Origin of the sequence: Pseudomonas sp. F3-2 (assembly GCF_038804275.1) — a bacterium.
Classification (GTDB): domain Bacteria; phylum Pseudomonadota; class Gammaproteobacteria; order Pseudomonadales; family Pseudomonadaceae; genus Aquipseudomonas.
The window spans coordinates 2,575,757-2,601,193 of record NZ_CP152388.1 but is presented as its reverse complement, the minus strand read 5'-3'; the positions used below and the strand labels follow the sequence as shown (position 1 = coordinate 2,601,193).

At 62.1% G+C, this 25,437-nt stretch carries 30 protein-coding genes; 11 read left to right on the top strand and 19 right to left on the bottom strand.

Annotation, left to right across the window (positions count from 1 at the left end; all coding sequences use genetic code 11):
• Window positions 1-13: 13 nt before the first annotated feature.
• Both AAGQ88_RS12045 and AAGQ88_RS12040 read right to left on the bottom strand, forming a co-directional pair.
• Window positions 14-373, bottom strand: a complete 360-nt coding sequence (locus tag AAGQ88_RS12045; protein WP_285424015.1) for a response regulator — start codon at window positions 371-373, stop codon at window positions 14-16.
• 84 nt (window positions 374-457) lie between these two features.
• On the bottom strand, window positions 458-775 hold the full coding sequence (locus AAGQ88_RS12040; protein WP_342655483.1) for a hypothetical protein: 318 nt from the start codon (window positions 773-775) through the stop codon (window positions 458-460).
• On the opposite strand from AAGQ88_RS12040, the gene AAGQ88_RS12035 reads away from it, so the two are divergent.
• Entirely contained in the window at window positions 762-1,277 is a 516-nt protein-coding gene (locus AAGQ88_RS12035; protein WP_342655482.1) for a DUF4142 domain-containing protein, read from the top strand. The genes AAGQ88_RS12040 and AAGQ88_RS12035 overlap by 14 nt on opposite strands.
• Before the next feature lie 80 nt (window positions 1,278-1,357).
• On the opposite strand, the gene AAGQ88_RS12030 is transcribed toward AAGQ88_RS12035, so the two are convergent.
• From AAGQ88_RS12030 to AAGQ88_RS12015, 4 genes are all read right to left on the bottom strand, one after another.
• A complete protein-coding gene (locus AAGQ88_RS12030; protein ID WP_342655481.1) occupies window positions 1,358-1,666 on the bottom strand; it encodes an RcnB family protein in 309 nt (102 codons plus the stop codon).
• A gap of 304 nt (window positions 1,667-1,970) precedes the next feature.
• Window positions 1,971-2,339 carry a histone-like nucleoid-structuring protein, MvaT/MvaU family gene (locus AAGQ88_RS12025; protein ID WP_093458349.1) on the bottom strand — a complete coding sequence of 123 codons (369 nt, stop codon included), beginning with the start codon at window positions 2,337-2,339 and terminating at the stop codon, window positions 1,971-1,973.
• A 232-nt stretch (window positions 2,340-2,571) separates the two neighbouring features.
• Window positions 2,572-2,853 carry a hypothetical protein gene (locus tag AAGQ88_RS12020; RefSeq protein WP_177182025.1) on the bottom strand — a complete coding sequence of 94 codons (282 nt, stop codon included), beginning with the start codon at window positions 2,851-2,853 and terminating at the stop codon, window positions 2,572-2,574.
• Window positions 2,854-3,026: 173 nt separating this feature from the next.
• Window positions 3,027-3,776, bottom strand: a complete 750-nt coding sequence (locus AAGQ88_RS12015; protein ID WP_342655480.1) for a glucose 1-dehydrogenase — start codon at window positions 3,774-3,776, stop codon at window positions 3,027-3,029.
• 195 nt (window positions 3,777-3,971) lie between these two features.
• Here AAGQ88_RS12015 and AAGQ88_RS12010 point away from each other — a divergent pair, with 195 nt between their 5' ends.
• Window positions 3,972-4,895 carry an AraC family transcriptional regulator gene (locus AAGQ88_RS12010; protein ID WP_342655788.1) on the top strand — a complete coding sequence of 308 codons (924 nt, stop codon included), beginning with the start codon at window positions 3,972-3,974 and terminating at the stop codon, window positions 4,893-4,895.
• On the opposite strand, the gene AAGQ88_RS12005 is transcribed toward AAGQ88_RS12010, so the two are convergent.
• The 3 genes from AAGQ88_RS12005 to AAGQ88_RS11995 are packed head-to-tail and all read right to left on the bottom strand — an operon-like array spanning window position 4,892 to window position 7,027.
• A complete protein-coding gene (locus tag AAGQ88_RS12005) occupies window positions 4,892-5,869 on the bottom strand; it encodes a saccharopine dehydrogenase NADP-binding domain-containing protein (protein ID WP_285424020.1) in 978 nt (325 codons plus the stop codon). The genes AAGQ88_RS12010 and AAGQ88_RS12005 overlap by 4 nt on opposite strands.
• Window positions 5,866-6,267 carry a VOC family protein gene (locus tag AAGQ88_RS12000; RefSeq protein ID WP_342655479.1) on the bottom strand — a complete coding sequence of 134 codons (402 nt, stop codon included), beginning with the start codon at window positions 6,265-6,267 and terminating at the stop codon, window positions 5,866-5,868. The genes AAGQ88_RS12005 and AAGQ88_RS12000 overlap by 4 nt, the downstream gene beginning before the upstream one ends.
• A 16-nt stretch (window positions 6,268-6,283) precedes the next feature.
• Window positions 6,284-7,027, bottom strand: coding sequence for an SDR family oxidoreductase (locus AAGQ88_RS11995; protein WP_342655478.1), 744 nt, complete (start codon window positions 7,025-7,027; stop codon window positions 6,284-6,286).
• 140 nt (window positions 7,028-7,167) lie between these two features.
• On the opposite strand from AAGQ88_RS11995, the gene AAGQ88_RS11990 reads away from it, so the two are divergent.
• The 3 genes from AAGQ88_RS11990 to AAGQ88_RS11980 all read left to right on the top strand — a co-directional run bounded on the left by AAGQ88_RS11990 (window position 7,168) and on the right by AAGQ88_RS11980 (window position 9,789).
• On the top strand, window positions 7,168-8,058 hold the full coding sequence (locus AAGQ88_RS11990; RefSeq protein ID WP_342655477.1) for an AraC family transcriptional regulator: 891 nt from the start codon (window positions 7,168-7,170) through the stop codon (window positions 8,056-8,058).
• A gap of 199 nt (window positions 8,059-8,257) precedes the next feature.
• Complete coding sequence (locus AAGQ88_RS11985) at window positions 8,258-8,794, top strand: 2,4'-dihydroxyacetophenone dioxygenase family protein (protein WP_342655476.1); 537 nt, start codon at window positions 8,258-8,260, stop codon at window positions 8,792-8,794.
• A 92-nt stretch (window positions 8,795-8,886) separates the two neighbouring features.
• Window positions 8,887-9,789 (top strand): LysR family transcriptional regulator, encoded by a 903-nt coding sequence (locus AAGQ88_RS11980; protein WP_342655475.1) that lies wholly within the window; start codon window positions 8,887-8,889, stop codon window positions 9,787-9,789.
• Between the two features lie 16 nt (window positions 9,790-9,805).
• On the opposite strand, the gene AAGQ88_RS11975 is transcribed toward AAGQ88_RS11980, so the two are convergent.
• The gene (locus tag AAGQ88_RS11975; RefSeq protein WP_342655474.1) at window positions 9,806-10,441 is read right to left on the bottom strand and encodes a cupin domain-containing protein; all 636 of its coding nucleotides are present in this window, start codon (window positions 10,439-10,441) and stop codon (window positions 9,806-9,808) included.
• A gap of 374 nt (window positions 10,442-10,815) precedes the next feature.
• Here AAGQ88_RS11975 and AAGQ88_RS11970 point away from each other — a divergent pair, with 374 nt between their 5' ends.
• From AAGQ88_RS11970 to AAGQ88_RS11950, 5 genes are all read left to right on the top strand, one after another.
• Window positions 10,816-11,877, top strand: coding sequence for a polyamine ABC transporter substrate-binding protein (locus AAGQ88_RS11970; RefSeq protein WP_342655473.1), 1,062 nt, complete (start codon window positions 10,816-10,818; stop codon window positions 11,875-11,877).
• A gap of 164 nt (window positions 11,878-12,041) precedes the next feature.
• Entirely contained in the window at window positions 12,042-13,121 is a 1,080-nt protein-coding gene (locus AAGQ88_RS11965; protein ID WP_342655472.1) for an ABC transporter ATP-binding protein, read from the top strand.
• Window positions 13,122-13,182: 61 nt separating this feature from the next.
• On the top strand, window positions 13,183-14,379 hold the full coding sequence (locus tag AAGQ88_RS11960) for an ABC transporter permease (RefSeq protein ID WP_342655787.1): 1,197 nt from the start codon (window positions 13,183-13,185) through the stop codon (window positions 14,377-14,379).
• Window positions 14,380-14,384: 5 nt separating this feature from the next.
• Complete coding sequence (locus AAGQ88_RS11955) at window positions 14,385-15,209, top strand: ABC transporter permease (RefSeq protein WP_342655471.1); 825 nt, start codon at window positions 14,385-14,387, stop codon at window positions 15,207-15,209.
• Window positions 15,210-15,308: 99 nt separating this feature from the next.
• On the top strand, window positions 15,309-16,556 hold the full coding sequence (locus AAGQ88_RS11950; RefSeq protein WP_285424027.1) for an aminotransferase class III-fold pyridoxal phosphate-dependent enzyme: 1,248 nt from the start codon (window positions 15,309-15,311) through the stop codon (window positions 16,554-16,556).
• Between the two features lie 119 nt (window positions 16,557-16,675).
• On the opposite strand, the gene AAGQ88_RS11945 is transcribed toward AAGQ88_RS11950, so the two are convergent.
• Together AAGQ88_RS11945 and AAGQ88_RS11940 are read right to left on the bottom strand one after the other, a co-directional pair.
• Window positions 16,676-18,001 carry an APC family permease gene (locus tag AAGQ88_RS11945; protein WP_342655470.1) on the bottom strand — a complete coding sequence of 442 codons (1,326 nt, stop codon included), beginning with the start codon at window positions 17,999-18,001 and terminating at the stop codon, window positions 16,676-16,678.
• A gap of 145 nt (window positions 18,002-18,146) precedes the next feature.
• Complete coding sequence (locus AAGQ88_RS11940; RefSeq protein WP_342655469.1) at window positions 18,147-18,965, bottom strand: carbon-nitrogen hydrolase family protein; 819 nt, start codon at window positions 18,963-18,965, stop codon at window positions 18,147-18,149.
• A 111-nt stretch (window positions 18,966-19,076) separates the two neighbouring features.
• Between AAGQ88_RS11940 and AAGQ88_RS11935 the strand changes: the two genes are divergently transcribed.
• Entirely contained in the window at window positions 19,077-19,835 is a 759-nt protein-coding gene (locus AAGQ88_RS11935) for a helix-turn-helix transcriptional regulator (protein WP_342655468.1), read from the top strand.
• A gap of 13 nt (window positions 19,836-19,848) precedes the next feature.
• On the opposite strand, the gene AAGQ88_RS11930 is transcribed toward AAGQ88_RS11935, so the two are convergent.
• The 7 genes from AAGQ88_RS11930 to AAGQ88_RS11900 all read right to left on the bottom strand — a co-directional run bounded on the left by AAGQ88_RS11930 (window position 19,849) and on the right by AAGQ88_RS11900 (window position 25,434).
• Window positions 19,849-20,097, bottom strand: coding sequence for a hypothetical protein (locus AAGQ88_RS11930; protein WP_093458335.1), 249 nt, complete (start codon window positions 20,095-20,097; stop codon window positions 19,849-19,851).
• 151 nt (window positions 20,098-20,248) lie between these two features.
• The gene (locus AAGQ88_RS11925) at window positions 20,249-20,602 is read right to left on the bottom strand and encodes a RidA family protein (protein WP_285424034.1); all 354 of its coding nucleotides are present in this window, start codon (window positions 20,600-20,602) and stop codon (window positions 20,249-20,251) included.
• Window positions 20,563-21,789, bottom strand: a complete 1,227-nt coding sequence (locus AAGQ88_RS11920) for an FAD-binding oxidoreductase (protein ID WP_342655467.1) — start codon at window positions 21,787-21,789, stop codon at window positions 20,563-20,565. Before AAGQ88_RS11920 ends, AAGQ88_RS11925 begins: the two co-directional genes overlap by 40 nt.
• Entirely contained in the window at window positions 21,782-23,158 is a 1,377-nt protein-coding gene (locus AAGQ88_RS11915) for an NAD(P)/FAD-dependent oxidoreductase (protein ID WP_342655466.1), read from the bottom strand. The genes AAGQ88_RS11920 and AAGQ88_RS11915 overlap by 8 nt, the downstream gene beginning before the upstream one ends.
• Window positions 23,155-23,508: a (2Fe-2S)-binding protein gene (locus AAGQ88_RS11910; protein WP_342655465.1), complete on the bottom strand. Its 354-nt coding sequence runs from the start codon at window positions 23,506-23,508 to the stop codon at window positions 23,155-23,157. Before AAGQ88_RS11910 ends, AAGQ88_RS11915 begins: the two co-directional genes overlap by 4 nt.
• A complete protein-coding gene (locus tag AAGQ88_RS11905) occupies window positions 23,498-24,640 on the bottom strand; it encodes an FAD-dependent oxidoreductase (protein WP_342655464.1) in 1,143 nt (380 codons plus the stop codon). Before AAGQ88_RS11905 ends, AAGQ88_RS11910 begins: the two co-directional genes overlap by 11 nt.
• Complete coding sequence (locus AAGQ88_RS11900; RefSeq protein ID WP_342655463.1) at window positions 24,637-25,434, bottom strand: ABC transporter permease; 798 nt, start codon at window positions 25,432-25,434, stop codon at window positions 24,637-24,639. Before AAGQ88_RS11900 ends, AAGQ88_RS11905 begins: the two co-directional genes overlap by 4 nt.
• Window positions 25,435-25,437: the final 3 nt, after the last annotated feature.

Sequence of the window (25,437 nt, the reverse complement as noted above, 5' to 3'; positions counted from 1 at the left end):
GTCGTGATGGACGTCAGGCATGCAGCAATGCCTTGATCCTGGCGACCATCGCGGCGATATCGAAGGGCTTCTCGAACACCTCCAGAAACAGATCCGGCCGCGCCGTACCCAAATGCGCCTGGGCGCCGCTCATCAACACGATCGGCGTCGGCAGATACGCGGCGTTCTGCTTGACTCGCTCGGCAAACTCAAGCCCGGTCATCCCGGGCATCATAAAGTCGGTGACAATAAGGTCCGGGCGCTCACGCCCCAATATTTCAAGCGCCTTCAGCGCGCTGGTGGCCGTGACCGTCATGAAGCCCTCATCCTCGAGGGCAAAACTGAGGATGTCGGCGATCAGATATTCGTCGTCAACGATCAGAACGGTTTTCATATTCCACACGCTTCTGGATACCGGGGTCGAAACACTACGCAGAAATTTTTTCCCACCTGGCATTCTGCTGCTGATCGCATGGTGTCAGACCTTTTTCCACTGCATCCCGTTATTACCTATAACGACCTCAAGCAGCGAAGGGTCATAAGCGCTCTGTGTCCTCTTGAGAATGCGCGGCCATTGATGAAGTTCATTCAGTTGATGCGCGAACAGGACGAGCAGTCGATACGCAGGCGGGCAAGCGTCAGAGTGCCCTATGCGGCCCCCGCGCACGCGCGTCCCGGCAAAAACGCTGAACGAACCCGACAGGGCCCAGTCCGAAACCATGAAGGCAGCCATTGCCCAAAAACACCCTTCATAAAACAACACCAGAATAAGGAACGACCCCATGGCCCATTTCATTAAGACTTCCGCACTTGCACTTGCCATCGCCCTCAGTGCTCAAGCCGTTTATGCCGCTCAAGACAGCGACGACTTCGTTGAAGATGCCTCAGCCAAAGGCGTGGCCGAAGTCGAGGCCGGTAAACTGGCGCAGGAAAAAGGCTCCTCGGCCGATGTGAAATCGTTTGCCGAGATGATGGTTAAAGACCACACCGCCGCCAATGAAAAGTTGAAGTCGCTGGCAGGTTCGAAAAAGCTCGAAGTGTCGACTGACGCGCAGTTAATGGACAAAGCCAAATCCATGATTCTCGAGTTGCGCAGCGCCAAGTCGTTCGATCAGGCGTACGCCAACAATCAGGTCAATGCTCACGAAGCGACGATCAAACTGTTCGAAGAAGAAGCCAACAATGGCAAGGATGCCGACCTGAAAGCATTTGCGACTGCGACGCTACCCAAGCTGAAAGCGCACCTTGAGCAAGCCAAGGCGCTGGCCAAAGCCCACGGTGGTAATGCCGCCAATTGATTTAACCAGTGTCACACGGGTAAGTTGCCTCCGAACGCCTGTCCTTTTCGGGCCACGGCGTTCGGAACGCATACATCGGATTACGGCTTGACCTTCGATTTGTCGACCATCTGCTTGATGGTGCCGGTCGGAATAGTGACCAGCGCATATTTATCCTGAATTTCCACCCATTGCTCATTCTTGCCCGGCGCACTCAGGTGACGCTGTTGCCAATCCTTGAGTGCCAGGCTCTCGCGCTGATACTCATCAGGCACATTATCGCCCGCCTTTATCTGTTTCACGCCCGCGCCAGGACGATCGAGCGTGACGCTGGGTTCCTCTGCCGCGTAACTCAGGCTGCTGAAGATGCAAACTGCGGCAAGCGCCAGGTGACGAATGCAGTGGGTCATGATTGAACTCCTCGGTAACTGTTGATGGGCGACTTGAAAAGACGCAAGGCTGATGCAACAGAAGTTTCGAGGCAGCGAGAACCGGATAATTTCGTCCGGGAATGCACCCGGAGACGAACGGTTTACTTGCGAAAGTTCACTGCCATGAAGACGCGATGCAGGGCCTGCCTGCGCCAGATAGACACGCGCCATGGGTCAGGCAAAAAAAGAGGCGCTCTTTAGAGCGCCTCTTTTGCAACTGGTATTGGCAGGTTTTACATCGTCGGGGACTATTGTCCTCGAAGCGATGGCGAAAGCCTTGGCGTTACTTGGACAACCAAGATTCCACTTCGGCGCTGCCGTATTCGGCTTTCCAGGCTTTCAGCGTCTTGTGGTTGCCACCTTTGGTTTCTACCAGCTCGCCAGAATGCGGGTTTTTGTAGACCTTGACCGAACGCGCCTTGCGCGTGGACTTCTCGGCGACTGCAGGTGCGCCCTTGCGGCTGCCGGACTGCGGCTCGAGGATGCTGACGATTTCGCGCAGACTGAAGTTGTACTCGCCCAGCAAGTTACGCAGTTTGGTTTCGAACTCGATCTCCTTTTGAAGGCCGGAATCGTTCTTCAGCGTTTCAAGCTCGGCCAGTTGCGCGGCGAGCTGCTGTTCAAGTTTACGGAATTCGGCAAGGCGGGACATGTGTAGCTCCTGATATCGATGAGTACCCACAACTCTAGTTGATCAGTGGTGCATATATCAATCACGGTTTTTGCGACGCCGGGAAACATTCACTCAATGACACCGGCACCTGACCGTTCATCGCGGATTATTTATTTTTGCAAACTCTTCTGCACACCGGATGAGTCACACACTGAGAGCAACTGGCAACCCTGCCAGCTTTGACCTTTGTTCATTCTTGCGAAGAGGCTTACTAGATGAAAAACAAGATGAGTTTTGCATTCGCGATCGCCGGCTTGACCTGCGCGCTGTCAATGCCGTTGATGGCCGCCACCAGCAGCACCGGCTCGGGCACTTCCAGTGGCAGCAGCACGAGCGGCTCGACGTCTGACAGTTCCTCGCGTCCAAGTGGCACCAACGGCGCCAACACCAATGGCACCGCATTGCCCGGCTCCGGCGGCGAAGCTGGCAGCGGCGGCAACTCAAGCCCGGGCAACAAGACACCGTCCGGCGCAGGATCGAGTTCCGACAGCACGGGCACTTCCGGCACCCGCTCCGGCAGCGGTTCCTGACTCAGCGCTCAGACTGGCCAGACGTTCTGCCTGACGCTGGCCAGTCAGCTGCTTTGCCTGTCGTCCTGCTCGAATTCGCCTCTGCTTCGATTAGCCTTTGCTTCGACTAGCCTCTGCTTCGATCAACCAAACGCGATCAATAGCCCACGCCCCGAACGCCGCCGGAGGCGCGAATGGATTCGCCGGTCACCCAATGCGCATCATCCGACGCCAGAAACAGCGCCAGCCCTGCGATGTCCTCAGGCTCGCCAAAGCGCCCTAACGGAGTGCCAGCAATCAACTTCTCGCCCAGCTCACCGGCAAAATGTCCGTCGGTCGCAGGCGTGTTGGTATGCCCCGGCAGAATTGAATTGACCCGAATCCCGCGCGGCCCCAGCTCTCTGGCCAGCGCGAAGGTCAATGTATCGACGGCGCCTTTTGTCGCGGAATAGACGCTGGACGCCAGGTACGGGTCAGTGCTGAGGATGGAACTGATGTTGATCACACTGCCCTTGGACGACAGCAACTTCACGCCTTCGCGAATCGCCAGCAAGTAGCCGAGCACGTTGAGATTGAATTGCTTGTGGAATGCCTCTTCGGTCAGGTCATCGATGAGCTGGAACACCGCAACGCCAGCGTTATTGACCAGGATGTCCAGCGTGCCGAATTCGCCCCGGATGGTCTCGAACAGGCGCACGACGTCCGCCTCGCGGCTCATGTCCGCTTGCATCGCCAAAGCCGACCCGCCGTTCGAGGCAATGTCAGCCACCACCGCCTCGGCCTCACGTCGACTGGAGGCGTAATTGACGATCACTGTCGCACCCTGCGCGCCCAGTGCTCGGGCGATGCCTGCGCCGATGCCTTTGGAGGCCCCGGTGACTAATGCGGTTTTTCCTTGAAGCTTCATGGCAACGACCTTCTGTTAAGTGAGAGTACCCGAGAGCGGCCCGTGGCCGCCCTGCACCTGCCGTCGCGAATCGACGCAGCGCATTGACCCAGTATTCGCTCATCGCTCTGGTGCAGCGTGCCGGTTTGTCGCGCATCCTTGCCTATTCTTCTCAAACGCTTGCGCGGCCCCGGCAACTGGCCCATGGTCGCAGACATGGAAAATGCACTGGCGGAACTGCGCAGTCTGGTGATGCGCGCAAATGACAAATGGACCGACACCGGACTGCCGCGCGTGGCAATGGTCCGCGCTGAGGCGTGCGCCGATCAGGTCTATCCGCCGATGCTGCATCTGGTGCTGCAAGGCCGCAAAACCCTGTCGATCGCCGATGACGTGCGGCGATATCCCGCAGGCAGCTACTTCGTGGTTTCAGTGGATGTGCCGGCGACCGGGCAGGTGCACGCCGAAGATCAAGACCAGCCTTACCTTGCGGTCAGCCTGACCCTGGACAGCGAGGTGATCGCCGCTTTGTTGCTGGACGAGGGCAAGGCCTCGAACGCGCCGGGCGATGCGTGTTTCGACGCGGTGACGGCGTCACCGGAAATGATCGACGCGTGGCTGCGCATGATGCGTTTGATGGACCGTCCCGATGAAGCTGGCGTGCTCGCGCCCATGATCGAGCGGGAGATCCTCTTTCGCGCACTGCAGGGATCGTTGGGCGAAATGCTGCGCGACATGGCGCGGCCCGAAGGTCGCCTGGCGCAGATCCGCCGCGCCACGCACTGGATTCGCGAACATTACACCGAACCTTTCCGGGTAGAACCGCTGGCGGGCATGGCGGACATGAGCGTCGCGGCGTTTTACCGGCATTTCAGATCGGTGACCGGCATGACACCGATCCAGTATCAGAAGCGCTTGCGCCTGTTAAGGGCTCGCTGGCTGCTGTTGTTCGACACGTTGGACGCCACATCTATCGCCTACACCGTGGGCTACGAGAGCGCATCGCAGTTCAGCCGTGAATACGCCCGCCTGTTCGGTCTGCCACCTGCGCGCGACGCCGCGCGATTCAAGATCCCGGCCGCGACATCACGCCCGGGCATTGAGGTGCCACCCCGACGTGAGCGCGCACGCCAGGGCTAATCGTCGCTGATAACGGTCCCTTCGATACATTCGGCAAAATCGCTGCCGAATACCCGTGCAGGGGTTTCGAAGCCAGGCTGCCGTTCGCCGATCAAGACGCGGCGCGCCGCTTCAATGGCCGACAGCGGCGTGAAGGTGTAACCGTTGACGGTCTCGATCACCGAACGCGAAACCGCGCCGTCTGCCGCCGTCACTTCGACCACTGCGCGAGCGCGATGGGCTTCGCGTTCGGCGGCCGTCGGCCCGTCGGGAAGCAACGCAAGGTCGCCTTGGGGAAACGCGTCAGCGGCAATATGCACGTACATGGCGATGTCAGGAATCTGCGTCGAATGCCAGGCCGTCACCAGATCGCCGAACGACAATGGCTCGCAGAGAACCGGACCGTCACCGAAATCGAACGGTTGCGCGGCTGCATCGGGGGTGGCCACCAGTTCACCGTCGACCCGCGCCATCACACCGGCGGCGACGATCTCGCCCACGCTCATGGCCGAGCCACGGGACATCGAACCCGGAACCTGCAGGGCAATGCGCAGTGCCCGCGGATCGGGCGTTCGCCGGGCCAACCGCACCGCCAGACTGTCGGTCGGCACGACATCCCAGCCGACACCCGGCATCAGCATCACGCCGGCTTCGCTGGCCAGGTCGCCCAGTCGCTCAGCCAGCCGGTAGACAGTGATCTCGGCGGTGATGTCCAGATAATCAACGCCTGCCTCGATGCACGCCTGCATCAGGGCTGGCGCAGTATGGGCAAAGGGACCGGCAAAGTTGAGCAATACCCGAACACCGTCGAGGGCCTGCGTGGCACCGGAACTGGCCTCGAAGACGCGGTAGCCGACGCCCAGCTCTTCGGCCAGAGACGCCAGCGCCTGGCGATTGCGACCGGCGATTTCGAACGCCAGCCCGAGGTCTTTGGCGCGACGGGCGGCCATGCGCCCGGTGTAGCCGGTCGCTCCGTAAATGAGCAATGTATTCATGCGCCGTGCTGCCATTTCTTGTAGACGAATTCCAGGCTGTAGCCGTCCGGGTCGAGCACATTGCCGGCGTAATAATCCGGGTCGTAATGCACTCGCGCGCCGGGCGCGCCATTGTCCGTTGCACCGTTCGCCATGGCGGCGGCATACGCGGCCTGCACATGCGCCTGGCCGTCGGCGACGAACCCCACGTGGGCGGCGCGACCTTCCACCACGCCCTCGCGCAGCCAGAAAAACATCCGGCCGTTGGCGCCGAAACCCTTGAGGTCCGGATGGCCAGGTGGGCCATCCTTGCCGTCGTAATCCAGCCGGGCAGTGATGCCCAGCGGCAACAGCGTCGCTTCGTAAAATGCAACGGATCGGGCGATGTCGCTGACCGTCAGAAAAATATGATCCAGCATGTGTTTCCCCTTGTTATCAGATGATGTAGCCGCCCGCGACTTCCAGGGTCTGCGCGTTGATCCACGCGCCCTCTTCGCTCAACAACATGACGATGACCCGCGCCACGTCATCGGGCTCGCCGACACGGCCGAGTGCCGTCTGCGAAGCCAGCAAGGCTTCGAATTCGTCTGTAAGTCCGCCACCCAGATCGGTGCGGATGGCACCCGGTGAAACGGCATTGGCACGGATGCGTCGTTCGCCGAACTCCTTGGCCATGTACCGGGTGAGGACATCCAGTCCACCTTTGAACGCCGCATACGGCGCGACGCCTGCGGTGGCCACCCGCGTCGTGGCACTGGTGAGGTTGACGATGCTGGCCTGCTCCGCCAGCAACGGCAGCAAGGCCTGCGTGAGGAAAAACGGGCCCTTGAGGTGCACGCCGAACAGGCCGTCGAATTGCGCCTCGGTGACCGATTCAAGCGGATTGAACAGCCCGTAACCTGCGTTATTGACCAGCCCGGTCAGGCTGTCGACGCCCCAATGCTTGTTCAATGTGCCGACGAGCGTTGCACGAAACGCTGCAAAGCTGCCGGTGTCGGCGACATCGAGTTTGAGCGCGACGGCCTTGCCACCGGCGTCCTCGATGCTGCGCACGACATCTGCCGCCGCCTCTGGCTGATCGTTGTACGTCAGGATGACTCCCATGCCGCGCTGGGCGGCCAGTCTGGCGGTGCTGGCGCCGATGCCACGGCTGCCTCCGGTAATGACGATGACGCCCATGATGCTCTCCACGAGGGTTGCTGAAAGAGCGTTCACGGTAGGCGTATCGGCACCGGCGGACGCAACCGTTCCTGCCCCGATCCTGCCTGTTTCTGCTTTTCACTTGCGCCTGTGCTCACGCAGCCGTCAGCATGGCGGCCATGGAAAATCAACTGAATGAACTTCGCACACTGACTGCCGCCGCTGAGAACCGTCTCACCGAGACCGGCATACCGCGTGTCGCCATGGTCCAGGGGAAGATCCCGGAACACCTGCTGGCTGCGGTGTACGACCCGATGATCAACCTGATTCTGCAGGGCAGTAAGAGCATGACGGTGGGCGACCGGACCCTGCGTTACGATCCGGCCACCTACTTTGTGATGTCCATCGAACTGCCGGCCATCGGCACGGTGCACCCTGCCGCGACCGGTGAACCTTATCTGGCGGTCAGCCTCACGCTGGATCCGGTGATCCTCGCGACGTTGCTCGCGGACCTGCCTGAACCTGCCGCACGCCACGACAGCGACCCCGGATTCTCGGTGGCGGCAGTGACCCCGGAACTGATGGACGCCTGGGTGCGCATGTTGCGCCTGATGGGCGATCCCGATGGGATCACGGCGCTGGCGCCGGCCTATGAACGCGAAATCCTGTTTCGCGTTCTGCAGGGCCCGCACGGCTGGATGCTGCGGGAAATCGCGGCACCGGACACCGCCATGGCCCGCGTGAACAAGGCCATTCAGTGGATTCGCCGGGACTTCGCTCAGCCGCTCCGGGTGGAGCATCTGGCGCAGCGCGCGGCCATGAGCGTGTCGGCGTTTCATCGCCACTTCAAGGCCGTGACCACGCTCAGTCCGCTGCAATATCAAAAACGCGTGCGCCTGCTTCAGGCCCGCACATTGATGGTGGGCAGCGCCAGAAGCGTGACGGCCGCCGCGTATGAAGTGGGTTATGAAAGCCCGACACAGTTCAGCCGGGATTACGCCAAGGTGTTTGGCGTGCCGCCGGGACGCGATGCCGGAAGGATCGTCCAGGAAAGCCGGGGTCGGGCCTGAGCTAGCGCTGTATCTGTCCGCTCGCTGGCTGCGCTCATCCGGCAAACCCATAACCTGATCAGCCCTTCTGCTGTGACGTAGGTTCACAGCCACTGTGCCCGCCGGACGGTTCTCCCGAAGACGTTGCTGGCCTACTCTGTTCTCGACCCGGCCATTCAAGTCGCCGGGACTTTCGATAACCGACCGTGGAAGCAGACCGATGAGCACGCCCACCAAGCCAGACGAACTCGCGATTCCCTATCAACTGCCACAAGTGCCGTTCATGACGCCGGACATGGTTCACCCCGGCGTCCTGACCGACTGGCTGGAAGATGACGCGCTCTGGGTGCCGGTCACCGCATCGGTGTCTTTCAAGCCACTGTTGCTGAGCACCACCGGCGGTTACTACATCAACCTGCTGCGCGTCCGTCAGAGCGGTGTGCTGTCCCGCCATCGTCACAGCGGCGGCGTTCATGCGCTGGTGCTGAAGGGCCGCTGGTACTACCTGGAGCACGACTGGGTCGCCGAACAGGGTTCGTTTGCCTACGAACCGCCGGGCGAAACCCACACCCTGTTCGTGCCTGAAGGCGTAGATGAAATGATTACCTGGTTTCACGTTCAGGGCGGCTACACCTACGTCGATCCGCAAGGTGTCGCGGTGGGCTTCGAAGACGTGTTCACCAAGCTGGAAGCGGCGCGCAAGCATTACGCCTCGCTGGGCTTGCCGGACGACTACATCCAGCGGTTCATTCGCTGATATCTGCGTCCGGAGCGCAGGGCGAGCCGGTTGTTCGAAGGGTTGATTGCTGGCAGGCTGCGTGACGATCGCAGTCTGTCACGAGCGTGCAAATGGACAATTATTCTCAGATGCTGGCCTTCATGTGGGCGACCGAACATGGCAGCTTTTCAGCGGCTGCACGGGCCAACGGCCTGACGCCCTCGGCCATCAGCAAGCTGATCACGCGGCTCGAGGACCGGCTGCAGGTGCGACTGTTCCAGCGAGGCAACCGAACCCTGACGCTGACCGACGAAGGTGCAGCCTACCGGGTGAGCGCGCGGGCGGTGATCAACGCCATGGCCGAGGCCGACTCGCTGGCGCAGGCGTTCCCGGATCGCGTGAGCGGTGCCTTGCGTATCCACACGATGACGACGTTCGCCAAGCATCAGATCCTGCCCTGGCTGCCTGACTTTCTGGCGGCCTACCCCGGCTTGACCGTCGATGTGCAGGTTGGCCCGCAATACGTTGACCTGTTCGATCAGGGCCTGGACATCGCCATCCACAGCGGCGGCCTGCCCGACTCTTCGAGAGTCGCGCGCAAGATCGGGGAAAGCGCGTGGGTCACATGCGCGTCAGCGGAGTATCTGGCGCGCCGGGGAACGCCAACCCGGCCTGACGAGCTGCTCGGGCATGACTGCTTCAATTTCGGCTTCCACAGTGCGTGGAACAATTGGCAATTCCTCAGCCCGGAGGGCGTGATCCGCACGGTGCCGATCACGCCCAAGGCCGTGTTCTCGCAGGGTGACCTGCTGCGGGAAATGGCCTTGAGCGGCGCAGGAATCGTCAGGCTGGCGCAGTTTCACATCGGCGCCGATCTCCGCGACGGCCGTCTGATCCCTCTGCTGACTGACTTCAGCTTGCCTGACCAGGAGCCGATTTATCTGATCTATTCGAACAGGAAACACTTGAGCCCGCGCATTCGGGTGTTTCGTGATTTTCTGGAAGACCGGCTCAAGGCGCAGCGGTGGGCATGAGCATGGGCCGAGAGCATCAGAAGGTCGGAGGCGAGACCGCGCTGACCACTACGCACACTTCATCGAACGGGTTGCGCATGCGGTGTGGCAAGCGGCTGTCGAAATAATAGGCGTCGCCGGGCGACAGCACGCGCACCTCATCGCCGACGGTCATTTCCAGCCGGCCTTCGATGATGATGCCGCCCTCCTCGGCTTCGTGAGAGTAAAGCTCTTCGCCTTCCTGACCGGTGTCGGCACCGGGTTCGTAGCGCTCGTGCAGGATCATCATCGAGCTGTTGGCCAGGTTAGCGCCCACTTGTCGGTACGACAGCATCTTGCCGTCCGCGAGTTCGACCAGTTCGCTGGCTTTGTAGAACACCGCGCGGTCGACCACCGCCGAATCCGAAAAGAACACGCTGAGGGTGACGTTCAGCGGCTTGAGCAGGCGCTTGAGGATACTCACCGAAGGGCTGGATTTGTCGCGTTCGATGATCGACAACGTGGCATGCGGTACGCCCGCCAGCTCGGCCAGGCCACGGATCGAAAGACCGCGACTCTGGCGCAGGGCCTTGAGGCGCTCGCCCACCGAGGCGCTGTCTTCAGGGGTTATCGGCTCTTCAGGCGGCTCTTCCGGCGCGTGGGGGTTGCGGATGATCGCCGGTGTATCGGTCACGGATTTTTCCTCGAATGAACGCTGCCCGGTACGGCGTGCGGCGTCTGGATGTGCAGGCGGCAAGGCTGAATGAACGGCCAGCGGCGCACCTTGTTGGGTATTTCGCACCAACACGGCTCGGCTGACAAGCGCAAAAGTAACAAGCCATGACCGGGCGATGTGCCCGTGGCGCGCCCCGCAAAAAGCGCGGACAAACCGGACGCGCAGGATGGCCCCGGTGAATATCGGGTGTCGGGCGAGGAAAATCAATCGCTTACCGAACGCAGGCAGTTCGGATTTCAGGATGGCGCCAGCAAATAAAACTTGCTTCGCGGATTTTGCAGTGGTAAATATTTTTACCACCCACACACACATCATCTGCGTCGAGGTTTCAAATGCACAAGAAGCACAAGCCGTGCCACGCTCTAGCCGCTCTCGCGTTTGCCGTTGCCGGGCTGGCCGCTGCCCAGTCTGCAAGCGCTCGCGACCTGACCATCGTGTCCTGGGGCGGAAACTTCCAGGACGCACAGCGGGAGATCTTCTTCAAACCGTTTGGCGAGCAGACCGGCAAGAAAGTCCTCGACCAGAGCTGGGACGGTGGCGTTGGAGTGCTCGACGCCAAGGTGAAAGTGGGCAACCCGAACTGGGACGTTGTCGAAGTCGAGGCCGAGGACCTCGCGCTGGGTTGCGATTCCGGGCTCTATGAAAAAATCGACTGGGCAAAGATCGGCAACAAGGCCGACTTCATTCCTGAAGCGGTAAACGATTGCGGGGTCGGCGCCATCGTGTGGAACACCGGGGTGGCCTGGGACGCCGACAAACTGAAAACCGCGCCGACCTCGTGGGCCGACTTCTTCGACACCGGCAAATTCCCCGGCAAACGTGGCCTGCGCAAAGGCCCGAAATACTCCCTGGAATTCGCCCTGATCGCGGACGGCGTGAAGCCTGCAGACGTGTATAAGGTGCTGCGCACGCCCGAAGGCGTCGACCGCGCCTTCAACAAGCTGAACAGCATCAAATCCAGCATCGTCTGGTGGGAAGCCGGCGCCCAGCCGCTGCAGATGCTGTCCGCCGGCGACGTGGTCATGAGCTCGGCCTACAACGGTCGCATCACCGGCTTCAACCGCAACGAAGGCAAGCACTTCCAGTTCCTCTGGAACGGCAGTGTCTCGGCGATCGACTCCTGGACCGTGCTCAAGGGCAGCGAGAACAAGGCCGCCGCGATGGACTTCATTGCGTTTGCAAGCAAGCCGGAAAACCTGTCGAAACTGCCGAAGTTCATTGCCTACGGCTTGCCCAACAAGAAAGCCAATGACCTGGTGCCTGCGGACCTGAAGGCCGATCTTCCTACCACTGCGGACAACCTGGCCGCTGCGCTGCCGCTGGACGTCGAGTTCTGGGTCGACAACACCGAGTCGCTGACCGAGCGTTTCAACGCCTGGATCGCCCAGAAGTAACGCTCGATTCGCCGCCGCCCGTTTCAGGGCGGCGGCTTCACACTTGAAGGATTGTCACCTCGCGTCGCTCGCGAAGTGCGACTTCGGATTGCTCTTCATTTTGCGGGAACAGGCAGATGAGCAGCGACGACAGACCCTGCCTACTCCCTGAATGAGGCCGCGACATGCAACATCTGGTCAGTTTCAAGAACATTCAAAAGACCTACGACGGCTTCCGACCTGTCGTCAAAGACCTCAACCTGGACATCAAGGAAGGCGAGTTCGTCACCCTGCTCGGTCCCTCCGGCTCAGGCAAGACCACCAGCCTGATGATGCTCGCCGGGTTCGAAACGCCCACGCAGGGCGAGATATTTCTCAAAGACAAGCCGTTGCATAACCTGCCGCCGCACAAGCGCGACATCGGCATGGTGTTCCAGAACTACGCGCTGTTTCCGCACATGACCATCGAGGAAAACCTCGCGTTTCCGCTGTCGGTGCGCAAGATGAACCGCATCGAGCGTGCGGAAAAAGTCCGTCGCGCGCTGGACATGGTCAGGCTTGAAGCCTTTGCCAAGCGTTATCCGGCGCAATTGTCCGGCGGTCAGCAGCAACGTGTCGCGCTGGCTCGCGCATTGGTCTTCGAGCCCAAGCTGGTGCTGATGGACGAACCGCTCGGCGCGCTGGACAAGCAGCTGCGCGAACATATGCAGCTGGAGATCAAACACCTGCACAAACAGCTGGGCCTGACCGTGGTGTACGTCACCCATGATCAGAGCGAAGCGCTGACGATGTCCGACCGTGTGGCGGTGTTCAACGACGGCGTGATCCAGCAGATCGACAGCCCCGCCGCCATTTATGAAAACCCGACGAAAATCTTCGTCGCGCAATTCATCGGCGAGAACAACACGCTCAACGGCACGGTGCTTGCGCAGGATGCCAGCCACTCCAGCGTGCGCCTGAAGGACGGCAGCGTGGTGCAGGCCATCACCGTCACCGCAGCGAAGCCGGGTGAGTCCGTAACCCTGTGCATCCGTCCTGAGCGGGTCCTCGTCAGCCCCGCCGGCAGCACGCCGTTGACCGCGCGCATTCGCGAATACATCTACCTGGGCGACCACGTGCGCATGATCACCGAAATCGCCGGCCAGCCGGACTTCATGATCAAGCTGCCAGCGACCCGGATGGACCCCGGCTGGACCGTGGGCAGCAGCATTTCCCTTGCGTGGGCGCCCGAGCACATCCGTGCGCTCGACGTCCTTGCTCACTGAGGCGCCGATCATGAGCCAGAGCGCCATTCTGCAGCAGCACGACGAGGACAGCGCCGACCTGATGGCGAAGCTGAAACGGTCCCGACGCGCGTATACGTTCAAATCGCTGGCGTTGATCGCCCCCCTGTTCCTGTTCGTGCTGGTGTGCTTCGCGTTCCCGATCGGCACGATGCTCAGTCGCAGTGTCGACAACCCTGACGTGAACCTGGCCATGCCGGCCACAACTGCGGCGTTGAGCGCATGGAAGGGCAATGCCCTGCCGGATGAAAGCACCTACGCCGCGCTGATCAAGGACCTGGCCGACGCCAGGGAAAACGGTCAGATCCTGGCGCTGAGCAAACGCCTGAGCTATGAAATTCCCGACTACCGCGCGGTCATCACCAAGACATTGCGCAAGCTGCCAGATGAAAACGTCGCGTCGAAACGCCAGGCCCTGATCGACGTCGACAAAGCCTGGGGCGATCTCACCTATTGGAAGGCACTCAAACAGGCTTCGGCCAAACTGACACCTTATTACCTGCTGGCCTCGCTCGATCATCGCATCGACCCAGCCTCGGGCAGCCTCGTCAAGGCGGATGCCAACCAGTCGATCTACGTCGATATCTTCGCCCGTACGTTCTACATCGGCGCCATCGTCACGGTGCTCTGCCTGCTGCTCGGGTTTCCCGTCGCGTACTGGCTGGCGACGCTGCCGGAAGGCAAAAGCAATCTGCTGATGATCTGCGTGCTGCTGCCGTTCTGGACCTCGTTGATCGTACGCACGGCGGCGTGGATCGTGCTGCTGCAATCGGACGGGCTGATCAATCGCACGCTGATGTTCTTCGGCATCGTCGATTCCCCTCTTCAACTGGTGTTCAACCGCACCGGCGTGATCATCGCCATGACCCACGTGCTGTTGCCGTTCATGATCCTGCCGCTGTACAGCGTGATGAAAAGCATCCCGTCCAATTACGTGCGTGCGGCCATTTCGCTGGGCGCGCACCCGTTCGTGGCGTTCTGGCGCGTTTACGTGCCGCAGACCTTTGCAGGACTGGCCGCCGGCGGACTGCTGACGTTCATCCTCGCCATCGGCTATTACGTGACCCCGGCGCTGGTCGGCGGCGCGGCCGATCAGATGGTCAGTTATTTCGTCGCGTTCTACACCAATAAAACCGTGAACTGGGGCATGGCTTCCGCCCTGGGCAGCCTGCTGCTGATCGCCACCCTGTTGCTCTACGGTGTTTACGGCAAGCTCACCAACACGACTCAGGCGAGGTAATCGACATGCTGCAACCCTACGCATCCCCTGCCGAAAAACTCGCCCGTTTTGGGCTGGTGTCTGCCTCGATTCTGATCCTGCTGTTTCTGATCGTGCCGATCCTGGTGATCATTCCGCTGTCGTTCAACGCATCCTCGTTCCTCACCTACCCCATGGACGGGTTTTCCCTGCGCTGGTATCAGGAGTTGATAGCCTCCGCGGAATGGCGGCAAGCGTTCAGCAACAGCTTCGTCATCGCCCCGGGTGCGACCCTGCTGGCCATGATTTTCGGCACCATGGCCTCGGTGGGTCTGTGCCGTGGCAACTTCCGCTTCAAGAGCGTGGTCATGGCTTTTCTGATCTCGCCGATGATCGTGCCGTTGATCATCGTCGCGGTCGGGCTGTATTTCTTCTTCGCCAGACTGCAATTGCTCAACAGCTACCTGGGCCTGGTGCTGGCCCACGCCATGCTCGGCGTGCCGTTCGTGGTCATCACCGTCAACGCCACCCTGCAGGGCTTCAACACCAACCTCAGTCGCGCGGCGGCCAGCCTTGGCGCACCGCCGCTGACGGTGTTCTTCCGGGTGGTGCTGCCGTTGATTGCGCCGGGGGTCATTTCAGGCGGGCTGTTCGCCTTCGCCACCTCGTTCGATGAGGTGGTGGTGACGCTGTTCCTCGCCAGCCCCTCACAACGCACCCTGCCGCTGCAAATGTTTGCCGGCATTCGGGAAAACATCAGCCCGAACATTGCCGCGGTCGCCACCATCATGGTCGTGCTGTCCGTGCTGATGCTGCTGACGCTGGAGGTGCTGCGCCGGCGCAATGAGAAGCTCAAGGTCAAACAACAATAAATCGGTAATCGCGTCCCTCTGGACGCATTGAAACATCACATGCTGCCTTCCGGGCCATTCCCGGACGGCGCACTACTGTCCGGATTTCAGAGGTTGAGAATGGCTAATCTAGTGGGCGATGTATCCAGTGCCGCGCGCATCCTGCCGGAGCTGAACGGCGAGAAACTGTTCATTCGCAAGGGCAAGGGCGCCTGGCTCTGGGACGACAACGGGCGCCGGTACATCGATACCGCGTTGGGCTTTGGCGCGGTATTGCTCGGCCACGCCGATGACAGGGTCAACGCTGCGGTGACCGAGGCGCTCGGCGACAGCGCAGCGCCCTCCTGGGCTCACGTGCGCGAACATGCGGCCGCCACGGCACTGGCGGCGCACACCGGCCAGTTGACGAAAGTGATGTTCACCAACTCCGGCAGCGAAGCGGTGCACCTGGCGTGTCGGGCGGCGCGCGCTTACACCGGTCGCGGCAAGATCGCCAAGATGGCCGCCGGTTTCGATGGCTGGTTCGACGACGTGAGTTTCGGCAACGTGACCTCGGACGAGGCGCATTTCGCAGACGGCGAACGCCCTTCCACCCCACGCACCACCTTGCTGCGCTTCAACGACTTCGACGATGTCGAGCGGCTGTTCGCCGAGGACGCCGACATTGCCGCGGTGATACTGGAGCCGATGCTGGCGAACGCTGGCTGCATCATGCCGCTGCCGGGTTACCTGAAACACGTACAGGCGATCGCCCACGCACACGGTGCCCTGGTGATCTGCGATGAAGTGCTGATGGGCTTTCGCCTGCACGCTGGCCTGGCCGGACTGCTGGACGGTCTGGACCCTGACCTGGCCAGCGTCGGCAAGGCCATCGGCAACGGCGTGCCGGTTTCAGCAGTGGTCGGCAAGCCGCACATCCTTGCGGGGTTCGAGGAAGGGCGCGTGGCCCGGGGGGGAACCTTCAGTGGCAACCCGCTGGCCTGCGCTGCGGTGAGCAGCACCCTGGCGTTACTGGATCAGAGCGACTATGCGCAATTGATCCGCCGGGGTGAAGCGTTGCGTGCCGCCGTGGAAAGTCTTTTCAAAGCCCAAGGCATCACGGTGACCACCAGCGGCTATGGCAATGTTTTCGGCATCTGGCGTGCCGCGACTGCACCGGTTACCTACGAACAGGCATCGCGTATTGCCAATCCTGCCTTCAGCAAAGCCCTGCACCTGGCCCTGCGCGAGGCCGGTGTCTTGATGATGCCCTCCCCTTATGGGCGCATTTACATCTCGTTCGAGCACGACGATGAAGTGATCGAAGCGATGAAGCTGGCGTTCGACAAAGCCGCACGAAACCTCAGCGCCCTGTTCGCAGACGCATGAAAAGACAAATGCGCAGGTCAGTCGACATCCTGTCACTGAACCTGCGCATTCGTCCGGTCGCATCCGCACCACGCGGGCGGTAAGCGGTCAGCACCGACCTACCGCCCGACTGTATTTTCTCAGATGGCGTCTTCCAGCGTCAGCTCCGGCGGTTGACGGCGCAGCCCACCGGTCAGGTAAATCAGGTAAACGAAGCCGATGGCCAACCACGACAGGCCCAGTTCGACGGCGTTGGCGTCCAGGCTGAACATCAGCCACAGGTCCGCCGCCATCCCCGCCAGCGGCAACAGGACGTAAAGAACCAGCGCTTTGAGGCCGCGTCGCTTTTGCCCGATCCAGTAATGGAAGATGACTGAAAGGTTGACCAGGATGAAGGTCAGAAACGCGCCGAAGTTGATGAACGAGGTCGAGGTCGTCACGTCCATCTTCAGCGCGAGCAATGCAACCACCGCGCTGAGCAGGATGCAGCCGACCGGCGTGCCGAAGCGTGGCGACAGATAGCCGAAGAAGCCCTTGGGCAAGACCGAGTCCCGACCCAGCACGTAAAGCAGGCGAGATCCGCTGGCCTGAGCAGCGATGCCCGAGGTGAACTGGCCGATCACCAGGCCGATGAGGAAGATCGACACGAAGACATCGCCGCCGATGTTCTTCGCGATCTCGTACGCCGCCGAATCGACATTGGCAAACTGCAGCGAGGGCTGAGCGACCTGCACCACGTAGGAAGTGCCGACGAAAATCAGCCCGCCAATCAGCGTCACCCACAGAATCGCCCGTGGCATGTTGCGCTCCGGGTCATGGGTTTCCTCGGTCAACGTACTCACGGCGTCGAAACCCAGATAGGAATAACAGGCGATCGCCGCGCCACTCATGATCATCGACCACTGCACGCCGCCACTGGCGAACGGCGTCAGGGTGAACAGTGGCCTGGAAGGATCCCCCAGGGTGTAGTGGATGCAGAGTGCGATGAAGGCCGCGAGAATCAGCACCTGCACCAGCAACAGCAGCACGTTTACGGCCGTGGCGATCTTCAGCCCCAGGATGTTGATCAGCGTCGTCAGCGCGATGAACGCCAACAACCAGATGAACTGCGGCACCGCCGGGAATGCCGAGTTCAGGTACGCGGTGCCGATCAGCCAGATCGCCATGGGCAGGAACAGGTAATCCAGCAGGATCGCCCAGCCGGTCATGAAGCCAAGCCGGGCATCGATGGCTTTTCTCACATACGTATACGATGAGCCCGACACCGGGAAAGCCTTGGCCATGTGCGCGTAGCTGATGGCGGTCAGGAGCATCGCCACCAGCGCCGCGAGGTACGCCATGGGCACGTGCCCGTCGCTGGACTGCGCGAGAATGCCAAAGGTGCCCAGGACAATGATCGGGGTCATCAGACCTACGCCGAAGATGACCAGGGTGCCGAGTGACAACGTGCGTTTCAAATGAGCCATTAGCGTCTCCGATGATATTTTTAGTCGTCCGCACGAGGCGAGCCGGATAGTGGGCAGTGGCAAGGCGTCAACAGCTTGTAATTATTCGACGGAGCGTGCGCAAGGCGCGCCCGCTGCGGGTGCTCGGTAACGACGGCAATCAGGCTCAGGGTGAAATCAGCAGGTCGCGGCGGTCGCCGGTTTCGATGACCTCGCCACGCAGGCGCATGCGTTGATGGCGATCGTAGATGTAGGGCTCGCGGGCCTTGGCCAGCAGGTTCATGTCCAGGGTCAATCGCAGGGTGGCTTCGTCACGGCCGGCTTCGACCAACAGGTCGCCGAACGGGTCGACCACCGCACTGCCACCGGCAAACACCAGGTTGTCATCGCCTGCGCCGACACGGTTGACCATCACGGCAAATGCCTGGTTTTCCAGCGCCCGCGCCATCACACAAGTGCGGTGAGTCGGCCCGTACGGATCAAAGTTGCCGTTGGTGACAAGCAGCAGTTGCGCACCCAGTTGACCCAGTGCGCGTGCAGGTTCGGGGAATTCGATGTCGTAACAGATCAGCAAGCCGACACGCACGCCCCGCCACAGCACCGTGGACATCCGGTCGCCGGCTTCGAAGACATCGCGCTCGCCCGACCACAGATGCGTCTTGCGGTAATGCAGCGCGACGCCGTGTTCGGGGGTGATGAGCACCGTGGTATTGAAGTACCGGCCCTCATGAACCTCGGCGAAGCCCACGGCGACGGCGATGTTACGCGCCTTCGCCGCCTGATGGACCTGCGCCAGCATCGGCCCGTCCAGCGGCTCGGCAAGGCGGGCGACGTTATCGCGGGTAGGAAATCCCGTGAGGTAGGTTTCCGGCAACACCAGAAGCTCGGTGTCGCTGGCACAGGCTTCGATCAGCGCCAGGGTGCGCGCAAGGTTGTATGGCACATCCCCGTCGCGGCCGGTGACCTGGGCAAGTTCTACATTCATGCATGGCTCTCCACAAAATTCCGGCTGCTGCCGGCCTCATTCCGTAGGGTATTATCAATGCCTGCCGCCCGAGGGGTAATCACACATCAAGGGTAATCCCAAGGAGTGACAATGACGCCGACGCTGCAGGAGATTGCCTGGCATCGAACGTTTGGAATTCTGATTGGCGCCATCGGCCAGCCGAACTTCTGGCAGACGGTGGTGAGAAGGGTGAGCGACGTCTTGCACTTCGATAACTGGGTCGCGCTGCTGTTCGAAGACGGGCGGCCTTACCTGCTGGACGAATCACCTGCCGAGGATGGCGGTCCGGACCCCTTGTTTCAGGACTACCTGCGCGGCATTTATCTGATCGATCCGTTTTACCGGGTCAATTGCGAGCAGGCGCAAAGCGGGCTGTTTCAGTTGCGCGACGTGGCCCCCGACTGCTTCGAGCAGACCGAGTATTACCAGCGCTACTTCCACCTCAACGTGGTGGCCGACGAAATCCAGTTCAACTGCCGCATCGATGAACGCCGCCTGGTGTGTCTGTCGTTTGGGTCGCGCACGTCCATCAGCAACGATGAAGTCGCGCACCTGGCGCTGTTTCAGCCGTGGATGGAAGCCTTGATCGACCAGCACATTGCCCGCAGCCCGCAGGCCGAGCCACCGCTGCGCACGCCGTCGCATCATGGTCTGGAAACCCTGCGCGCGACGTTGACGCCCAGAGAGTTCGATATCTGTCAGTTGATGCTCAGCGGCCATTCGAGCAAGCGCATCGCAGACTTGCTGGTGATTTCGGTAGACACGGTGAAAACCCATCGCCGTCACATCTACAGCAAGCTGGGCATCAACACGCAGTCAGAGCTGTTTTCGTCGCTGCTGTCGCCCTGAGGCCGACGCCCGTTCAGTCAGGCTTGATCACGCCTGTCATGGCCGTGAACGTGCTTTGCTTGTGCTGGACTTTGTCGAGGATGTCCGCCGGGGTGGATTCGCGGAACACCACCATGTGGCCCACTTCCTCGCCGCCTTCGGTCACGCGCTCGATGTCGTTGATCATCCAGGTCTTCAGCTCGTCCGGGGTCAGGCCGAGTTCGGCCGCGACGCGTTGGTGAAGGCGTTCGGCATCGTATTGATTGAATTGATCGTTGTTCATCTGACGGTCTCCGCATGCTGGGGTTAAGTTGAGGCCCCGAACCTGCGCAACAGTTCAGTCATTTGTGGAGGACGTCGAGCGGGCCGATGAATCGACCCGACGTCGACGTCGGAGACGGGCAGCCCTGCGCGGCGGGGCTGCCCGAAGCCTCTCAGCCCGCCGCCACAACGGTGATTTCGACGAGCAATTCAGGCGCTGCCAGTCGCGACTCGACGGTCGCGCGCGCCGGTGCATGCCCTTCCGGCGCCCAGGCGTCCCAGACTTCGTTCATGCCTGCGAAATTGGCCTGGATGTCCGAGAGCCAGACTTGCGCGCTGAGGATGCGTGTCTTGTCCAGGCCGGCCTTGGCCAGATAATTGTCGATTTTCTCCAGCACTTGCGCCGTCTGGCCCTTGATGTCCAGCGTGCGGTCCGTGGCGGTCTGCCCGCCCAGAAAGGTAAAGCCGTTGCACTGCACGACACGGCTCATGCGTTGGTTGGTTTCGATTCGGGTGATGTCCAGCATGGGAACTCCTGAGGGTTGGGAATGGAAACAGCGGGTTGAGGAAAAGCGGCCGACGCGCCGGCTATGGCGGCGAAGCGGCCGATGTCGAAGGCGTCCAGGGAAATGTCCGAATGCTCGCCAAGAATCTGCTGAGCCAGACGCTTCCCCGTGCCGGGGCCCATCTGGAATCCGCTGCCGCAGAAACCGAACGAATAGCTGAGATTGCTGGCTTTGCGGCTGGCGCCGATGACCGGAAGGTCGTCTGCGGTGAACGCTTCGACGCCGGCCCAGACGCGATTGACGCCCAGATGCTTCAAGTGCGGGAACAGGTCGGTGACGGTGCGCGCGCTGGTGCCCAGGCGCGCCATGTCGACTTCGCCGTGACGCGCTGCAAAGTCCAGCGAGCCGATGAGTTTGCCGCCGATCAACACGGTGCCGTTGGCGAACTGCTTGAACGACAGCGAGCGGCCGGTCGCACCCAGCACCGGCCCGCAGAACGGCGCGACACGGTGGGTGACCATCAGCATCAGGCCCTCCGGATGGGCAGGCACCGTCTCACCGATCTGCGCCGCAAGTTCACTGGCCCATGCGCCTGCGGTGATCACCAGATGCTCGGCGCTGAACAGGCCGCGCTCTGTGTCCACCTGCCACCGGCTGCCGCGTTGCTCGATGCGCCGCGCCGGCGTGCCTTCGAGCACCCGCACGCCGAGCCTTTCGGCGGCCAGACGAAACGCCGTGACGGCTTTGTAGGGCACCGCGTAGCCGTCGTCCTTGACCCAGATGCCGCCGACCACGTGCCGCGCTACGGTGGGAATGATCTCGAACACCTGCCGGTCATCGATCAGTGTTTCGTGAGTGAAGCCCAGCGCCTGGAGGTGCTGCACCCGCGCGCGGCACTCGTCCAGTTCGGCCTGGCTTTCCGCCAGTTTCAACTGGCCGCTCGGCACGAAGCCGCCGTCGTCGCCCAGCGTATGCTTGAGTTGGTGCCAGAGTGCGCGGGAAGACAATGCCAGCGGGATCTCGGCGTCGTGACGCCCGAGGGTGCGCACCCCGCCAGCATTCACGCCGGAAGCGTGGCGTCCGCAGTAGTCGGCCTCGAGGACCGTGACGGTGACCCCACGCTGCGCCAGATGAAACGCAGTGCTCAGGCCGTGAATGCCGCCACCGATCACCAGCACGTCACGCTGCTGCGCGCTCGATTCACTCACCGGCAAGCTCTCCCAGGGTGATCGGCTTGATCGGCGGGCGAATCCGGTAATAGCCAACGTCCTGCGCCGACACGCCGCGCGCGTGGGCGATGACCTCGGTCACGGTCAAGCCACACATGCGCCCCTGGCAAGGTCCCATGCCGCAGCGGCCGAACGACTTGGCCTGATTCGGCCCCGAGCAGCCCAGCGCCACGAACTTGCGCAGCTCGCCTGCGGTGACTTCTTCGCAGCGACAGACCATGACCTCGTCCGCAGGAATACGGTTTTCGTCTTTGGCGCGGTACACCGCATCGAGGAACGGCCGGATTCTGAGGTTGGCTTCCAGACCGCTGCGCAGGGCCGCAGCCCGGGCGTCGCGCGGCTGTTCATCGATGCGGTGCAACCGTGCGGCGATCCCCAACGCCGCCAGTTCGCCCTGCAACGCAGCCGCCTGAGCCCCACCAATGCCGGCGCCGTCACCGGCCACGAAGATGCCGGGCACATCGAGTTCGCCCCAGGCATCGACCACCGGGCTGAAACACAACTGCTCGTCGTCCCAGTCATGTCGAGCCCGCAGCGACTGGCTGAACTGAATGTTCGGCACGACGCCCTGATGCAACAGCACGCAGCGGCTCTGAATGCGTCGGGTTTTGCCGGCCACGCTGAACGTCAGCGCGCTCGCCGCGTCGCTGCCTTCGACAGCCAGCTGCTCGGCTCCAGTGTAATGCGCGATGCCGGCGCTGCGCAGGCTGCGCATCAGCTCCAGGCCCTTGCGCAGATAAGGCCAGGCCCGCAACGCGGCGAACAGATGACGACGCGCACGCCAGTAATCTTCAGGCCGCGTGGTATCGACCAGTGCCTTGATCGGCACGCCGGCGCGCAGGTACTGCCAGCCGAGCAGATAGAGCAGCGGACCACAACCGGCCAGCACCACGGGTTCGGACGGCGCAAGGCCGGAACTCTTCAGCAGAATCTGCGCGGCACCCGCACTCATCACGCCGGGCAAGGTCCAGCCGGGAATCGGAAAAGGCCGTTCCATCGCACCGGTCGCCAGCAGCACCGCCTTGGCCTGCAAGGTGTGCAGGCGACCGTCGCGCAGATAACTGACCTGATGATCACGGGTCACCTGCCACACCGCGGCGCCTTTTTCATAGCGCACGGTGGACGAAGCCAGCGCCTGCGCCAGGGTGTTGCCATGGGCGTAATCGGCGCCGAGCATGTCGCGCCGGGACAACGGCGCCAGCGTGATCCCGCGGTAGATCTGTCCGCCAGGACTGCCCTGCTCGTCCAGCAAAACCACCTCAAGGCCCAGACCGGCAAGCGCCACCGCCCCGGACATGCCCGCGGCGCCCGCGCCGATCACCGCGACATCGACGTTGATAACGCTCATGACTGCACCTCGAGAGTCAGCACGCTGACCGGTTGGAAAATCAGGTCGCGGGCGCCTTCCTGCGAACGTATGCGCATGCCGTCGACGACTTCGATCAGGCAGCTCTGACGGTTGGGAACGCCGTCGATTTCCACCAGGCATTCGAAGCACACGCCCATCATGCAATACGGCGCACGGGGCGATTCGCTCACCGGCGTGCCGCGGAACCGGGTGATGCCGGACATCAGCAGCGCGGCGGCAACGCTGCTGCCCGCCGGGACATTGAGCGGCTGGTCGTTGAAGGTCAGGGCCACGGTTCGCGTCGAGCTGACCTCGCTGGCGACCGGTGTGAAAAGCGGATCAGTGCGCATGGGAAAACACCTTGTCAGTCAGAAAACGCTCGCCGGTAAACACGCCCAGTTCATCAGGCATCGCGCCGCCCAGGATCCACGGTGCGATGCGCAGGGCGTGGGCGGCGGCGAGGGTCACGCCGCTGTGGCAGGTCACCACGAAAGCGCCGGGATGAGCGGCCGATTGCTGATAAATGGGAAAGCCGTCCGGGCTCATCACGCGCAAGGCGCCCCAGGCGCGGATCAGGCGCACGTCACGCAGCAGCGGAAAGGTCGACACCCCGCGCCGGGCAATCGCCGCGAGCACTTGGGTGGAAGTGCTATCATCGAAGCCCACCTCTTCCATCGAGTCGCCCAGCTGCACCGTGCCTTCGTCGGTCTGCCGCACGTTGATCGTGGGGTAATCGAGAAACGGCCGGACCCGCTCGCTGATCAGCACCTGCCCGCGATTGGGCGCGACAGGCGCGTGCAGGCCGACCTGACGCGCCAGTCCGGGATTGCCAAGACCGGCGGCCAGCACGATGCGCGATGCCGTGAACCGGCGCCCGCCCGCCGTGACGCTGAACTCGCCTGCCGCGCAGTCGATCCGCTCCACCTGCATGCCGTTGTGAAACCGGGCGCCCTTGGCCTGCGCCGAGGTGTGCAGCGCGCGCAGCAACTTCAACGGATTGACGTGGCCGTCCTGTGGCGTGTAACTGGCGCCGACCACCGCCGGGCCGATCAGCGGCAGCCGCGCTTTCAGGTCGGCGGCGTCGAGCATCTGGAAGGGGTAATCGCCCAGCGCGTCCTGCAAGGACTGCAGGCGCGACTGGCGTTCGGACAGTTCTTCGTCGCTGAAGCACATGTGAAATCCGCCGGGCTGCCTGAGCTGAACGTCGATGTCACTGTCCGCGAGCAGTGCCTGGGCGAACCCGGCCCAGCGCGTCGCGGACGAACGTGTCCAGCGCGAATAATCCGGCAAGTCGTGGCCCTTGCCTTGTACCCAGACCAGACCGAAGTTGCCTCGCGAGGCGCGAAAGGCGTCGTCGCCCTGATCGAGCACCACCGTGTCGGTGCCCAGCCGTGCCAGGCCGTACGCGACGGCTGTGCCCACCAGCCCGCCACCGACGACGATGACGTCCGCGTGTGTGTCGCCCTGCGTGTGCGGCTTCATTTGCCCTCTCCGATCAGAACCCGGTCAAGTCCGACCAGGCGGTCGAGTATCAGCATCAACAGCAGCGTGCCGATGATCAGCACCGTGGAAACGGCCGTAATCAACGGATCGATGGTCTGCGAAATCTGGTTGTACATCGCCACCGGCAGCGTGGTCGTGCCGGGCGTGGCGACGAACACCGTCATGGTCAGTTCGTCGAAGCTCTGGATGAACGCCAGCATCCAGCCGCCGATGACACCGGTGCGGATGCGCGGCAGGATCACGCGGTAGAACGCCGTCCAGCGACTGGCGCCCAGCGACATCGCGGCCTGCTCGATATCGCGTTCAAGGCCGATGGTCGAGGCAAGGGTCAGGCGCAGCGCATAGGGCAACACGACGATCACGTGGGTCAGCGTCAGCGCCCAGAACGACCCGCCGATCTGCGCCAGCGAAAAGAAACGCAGAAACGCGATGCCGAGCACCACCGAGGGAATCATCAGCGGCGAGAGCAGAAAACCCGTCACCGCGCCGCGCCCCGGAAAGTCGTAGCGACTGATCGCCAGCGCCGCCGGGATGGCCAGCAACGCAGCCAGGGTCGCCGACGCCAGCCCGAGCCGGATCGACAGCGTGAACGCGTCGATCATTTCCTGATTGTCGAGCAGCGCGCTGAACCAGCGCAGCGACAGGCCATCGGTGGGCAATGACAGGTAGCCCTTGCTGGTGAACGCCATGGCGATCACCACCACCAGCGGCGCGACAATGAAGATGACGAACGCGGTGTGGAAAAACAGCGAGAAAAATCCGTTCTTGTGCATGGC

Bases quoted from the DNA above. Each gene is read 5' to 3' on its own strand.
- AAGQ88_RS12045 (WP_285424015.1), bottom strand. From the start codon at position 373: ATGAAAACCGTTCTGATCGTTGACGACGAATATCTGATCGCCGACATC.
- AAGQ88_RS12035 (WP_342655482.1), top strand. From the start codon at position 762: ATGGCCCATTTCATTAAGACTTCCGCACTTGCACTTGCCATCGCCCTC.
- AAGQ88_RS12040 (WP_342655483.1), bottom strand. From the start codon at position 775: ATGAAATGGGCCATGGGGTCGTTCCTTATTCTGGTGTTGTTTTATGAA.
- AAGQ88_RS12030 (WP_342655481.1), bottom strand. From the start codon at position 1,666: ATGACCCACTGCATTCGTCACCTGGCGCTTGCCGCAGTTTGCATCTTC.
- AAGQ88_RS12025 (WP_093458349.1), bottom strand. From the start codon at position 2,339: ATGTCCCGCCTTGCCGAATTCCGTAAACTTGAACAGCAGCTCGCCGCG.
- AAGQ88_RS12015 (WP_342655480.1), bottom strand. From the start codon at position 3,776: ATGAAGCTTCAAGGAAAAACCGCATTAGTCACCGGGGCCTCCAAAGGC.
- AAGQ88_RS12010 (WP_342655788.1), top strand. From the start codon at position 3,972: ATGGAAAATGCACTGGCGGAACTGCGCAGTCTGGTGATGCGCGCAAAT.
- AAGQ88_RS12005 (WP_285424020.1), bottom strand. From the start codon at position 5,869: ATGAATACATTGCTCATTTACGGAGCGACCGGCTACACCGGGCGCATG.
- AAGQ88_RS12000 (WP_342655479.1), bottom strand. From the start codon at position 6,267: ATGCTGGATCATATTTTTCTGACGGTCAGCGACATCGCCCGATCCGTT.
- AAGQ88_RS11995 (WP_342655478.1), bottom strand. From the start codon at position 7,027: ATGGGCGTCATCGTCATTACCGGAGGCAGCCGTGGCATCGGCGCCAGC.
- AAGQ88_RS11990 (WP_342655477.1), top strand. From the start codon at position 7,168: ATGGAAAATCAACTGAATGAACTTCGCACACTGACTGCCGCCGCTGAG.
- AAGQ88_RS11985 (WP_342655476.1), top strand. From the start codon at position 8,258: ATGAGCACGCCCACCAAGCCAGACGAACTCGCGATTCCCTATCAACTG.
- AAGQ88_RS11980 (WP_342655475.1), top strand. From the start codon at position 8,887: ATGGACAATTATTCTCAGATGCTGGCCTTCATGTGGGCGACCGAACAT.
- AAGQ88_RS11970 (WP_342655473.1), top strand. From the start codon at position 10,816: ATGCACAAGAAGCACAAGCCGTGCCACGCTCTAGCCGCTCTCGCGTTT.
- AAGQ88_RS11965 (WP_342655472.1), top strand. From the start codon at position 12,042: ATGCAACATCTGGTCAGTTTCAAGAACATTCAAAAGACCTACGACGGC.
- AAGQ88_RS11960 (WP_342655787.1), top strand. From the start codon at position 13,183: ATGGCGAAGCTGAAACGGTCCCGACGCGCGTATACGTTCAAATCGCTG.
- AAGQ88_RS11955 (WP_342655471.1), top strand. From the start codon at position 14,385: ATGCTGCAACCCTACGCATCCCCTGCCGAAAAACTCGCCCGTTTTGGG.
- AAGQ88_RS11950 (WP_285424027.1), top strand. From the start codon at position 15,309: ATGGCTAATCTAGTGGGCGATGTATCCAGTGCCGCGCGCATCCTGCCG.
- AAGQ88_RS11945 (WP_342655470.1), bottom strand. From the start codon at position 18,001: ATGGCTCATTTGAAACGCACGTTGTCACTCGGCACCCTGGTCATCTTC.
- AAGQ88_RS11940 (WP_342655469.1), bottom strand. From the start codon at position 18,965: ATGAATGTAGAACTTGCCCAGGTCACCGGCCGCGACGGGGATGTGCCA.
- AAGQ88_RS11935 (WP_342655468.1), top strand. From the start codon at position 19,077: ATGACGCCGACGCTGCAGGAGATTGCCTGGCATCGAACGTTTGGAATT.
- AAGQ88_RS11930 (WP_093458335.1), bottom strand. From the start codon at position 20,097: ATGAACAACGATCAATTCAATCAATACGATGCCGAACGCCTTCACCAA.
- AAGQ88_RS11925 (WP_285424034.1), bottom strand. From the start codon at position 20,602: ATGCTGGACATCACCCGAATCGAAACCAACCAACGCATGAGCCGTGTC.
- AAGQ88_RS11915 (WP_342655466.1), bottom strand. From the start codon at position 23,158: ATGAGCGTTATCAACGTCGATGTCGCGGTGATCGGCGCGGGCGCCGCG.
- AAGQ88_RS11910 (WP_342655465.1), bottom strand. From the start codon at position 23,508: ATGCGCACTGATCCGCTTTTCACACCGGTCGCCAGCGAGGTCAGCTCG.
- AAGQ88_RS11905 (WP_342655464.1), bottom strand. From the start codon at position 24,640: ATGAAGCCGCACACGCAGGGCGACACACACGCGGACGTCATCGTCGTC.
- AAGQ88_RS11900 (WP_342655463.1), bottom strand. From the start codon at position 25,434: ATGCACAAGAACGGATTTTTCTCGCTGTTTTTCCACACCGCGTTCGTC.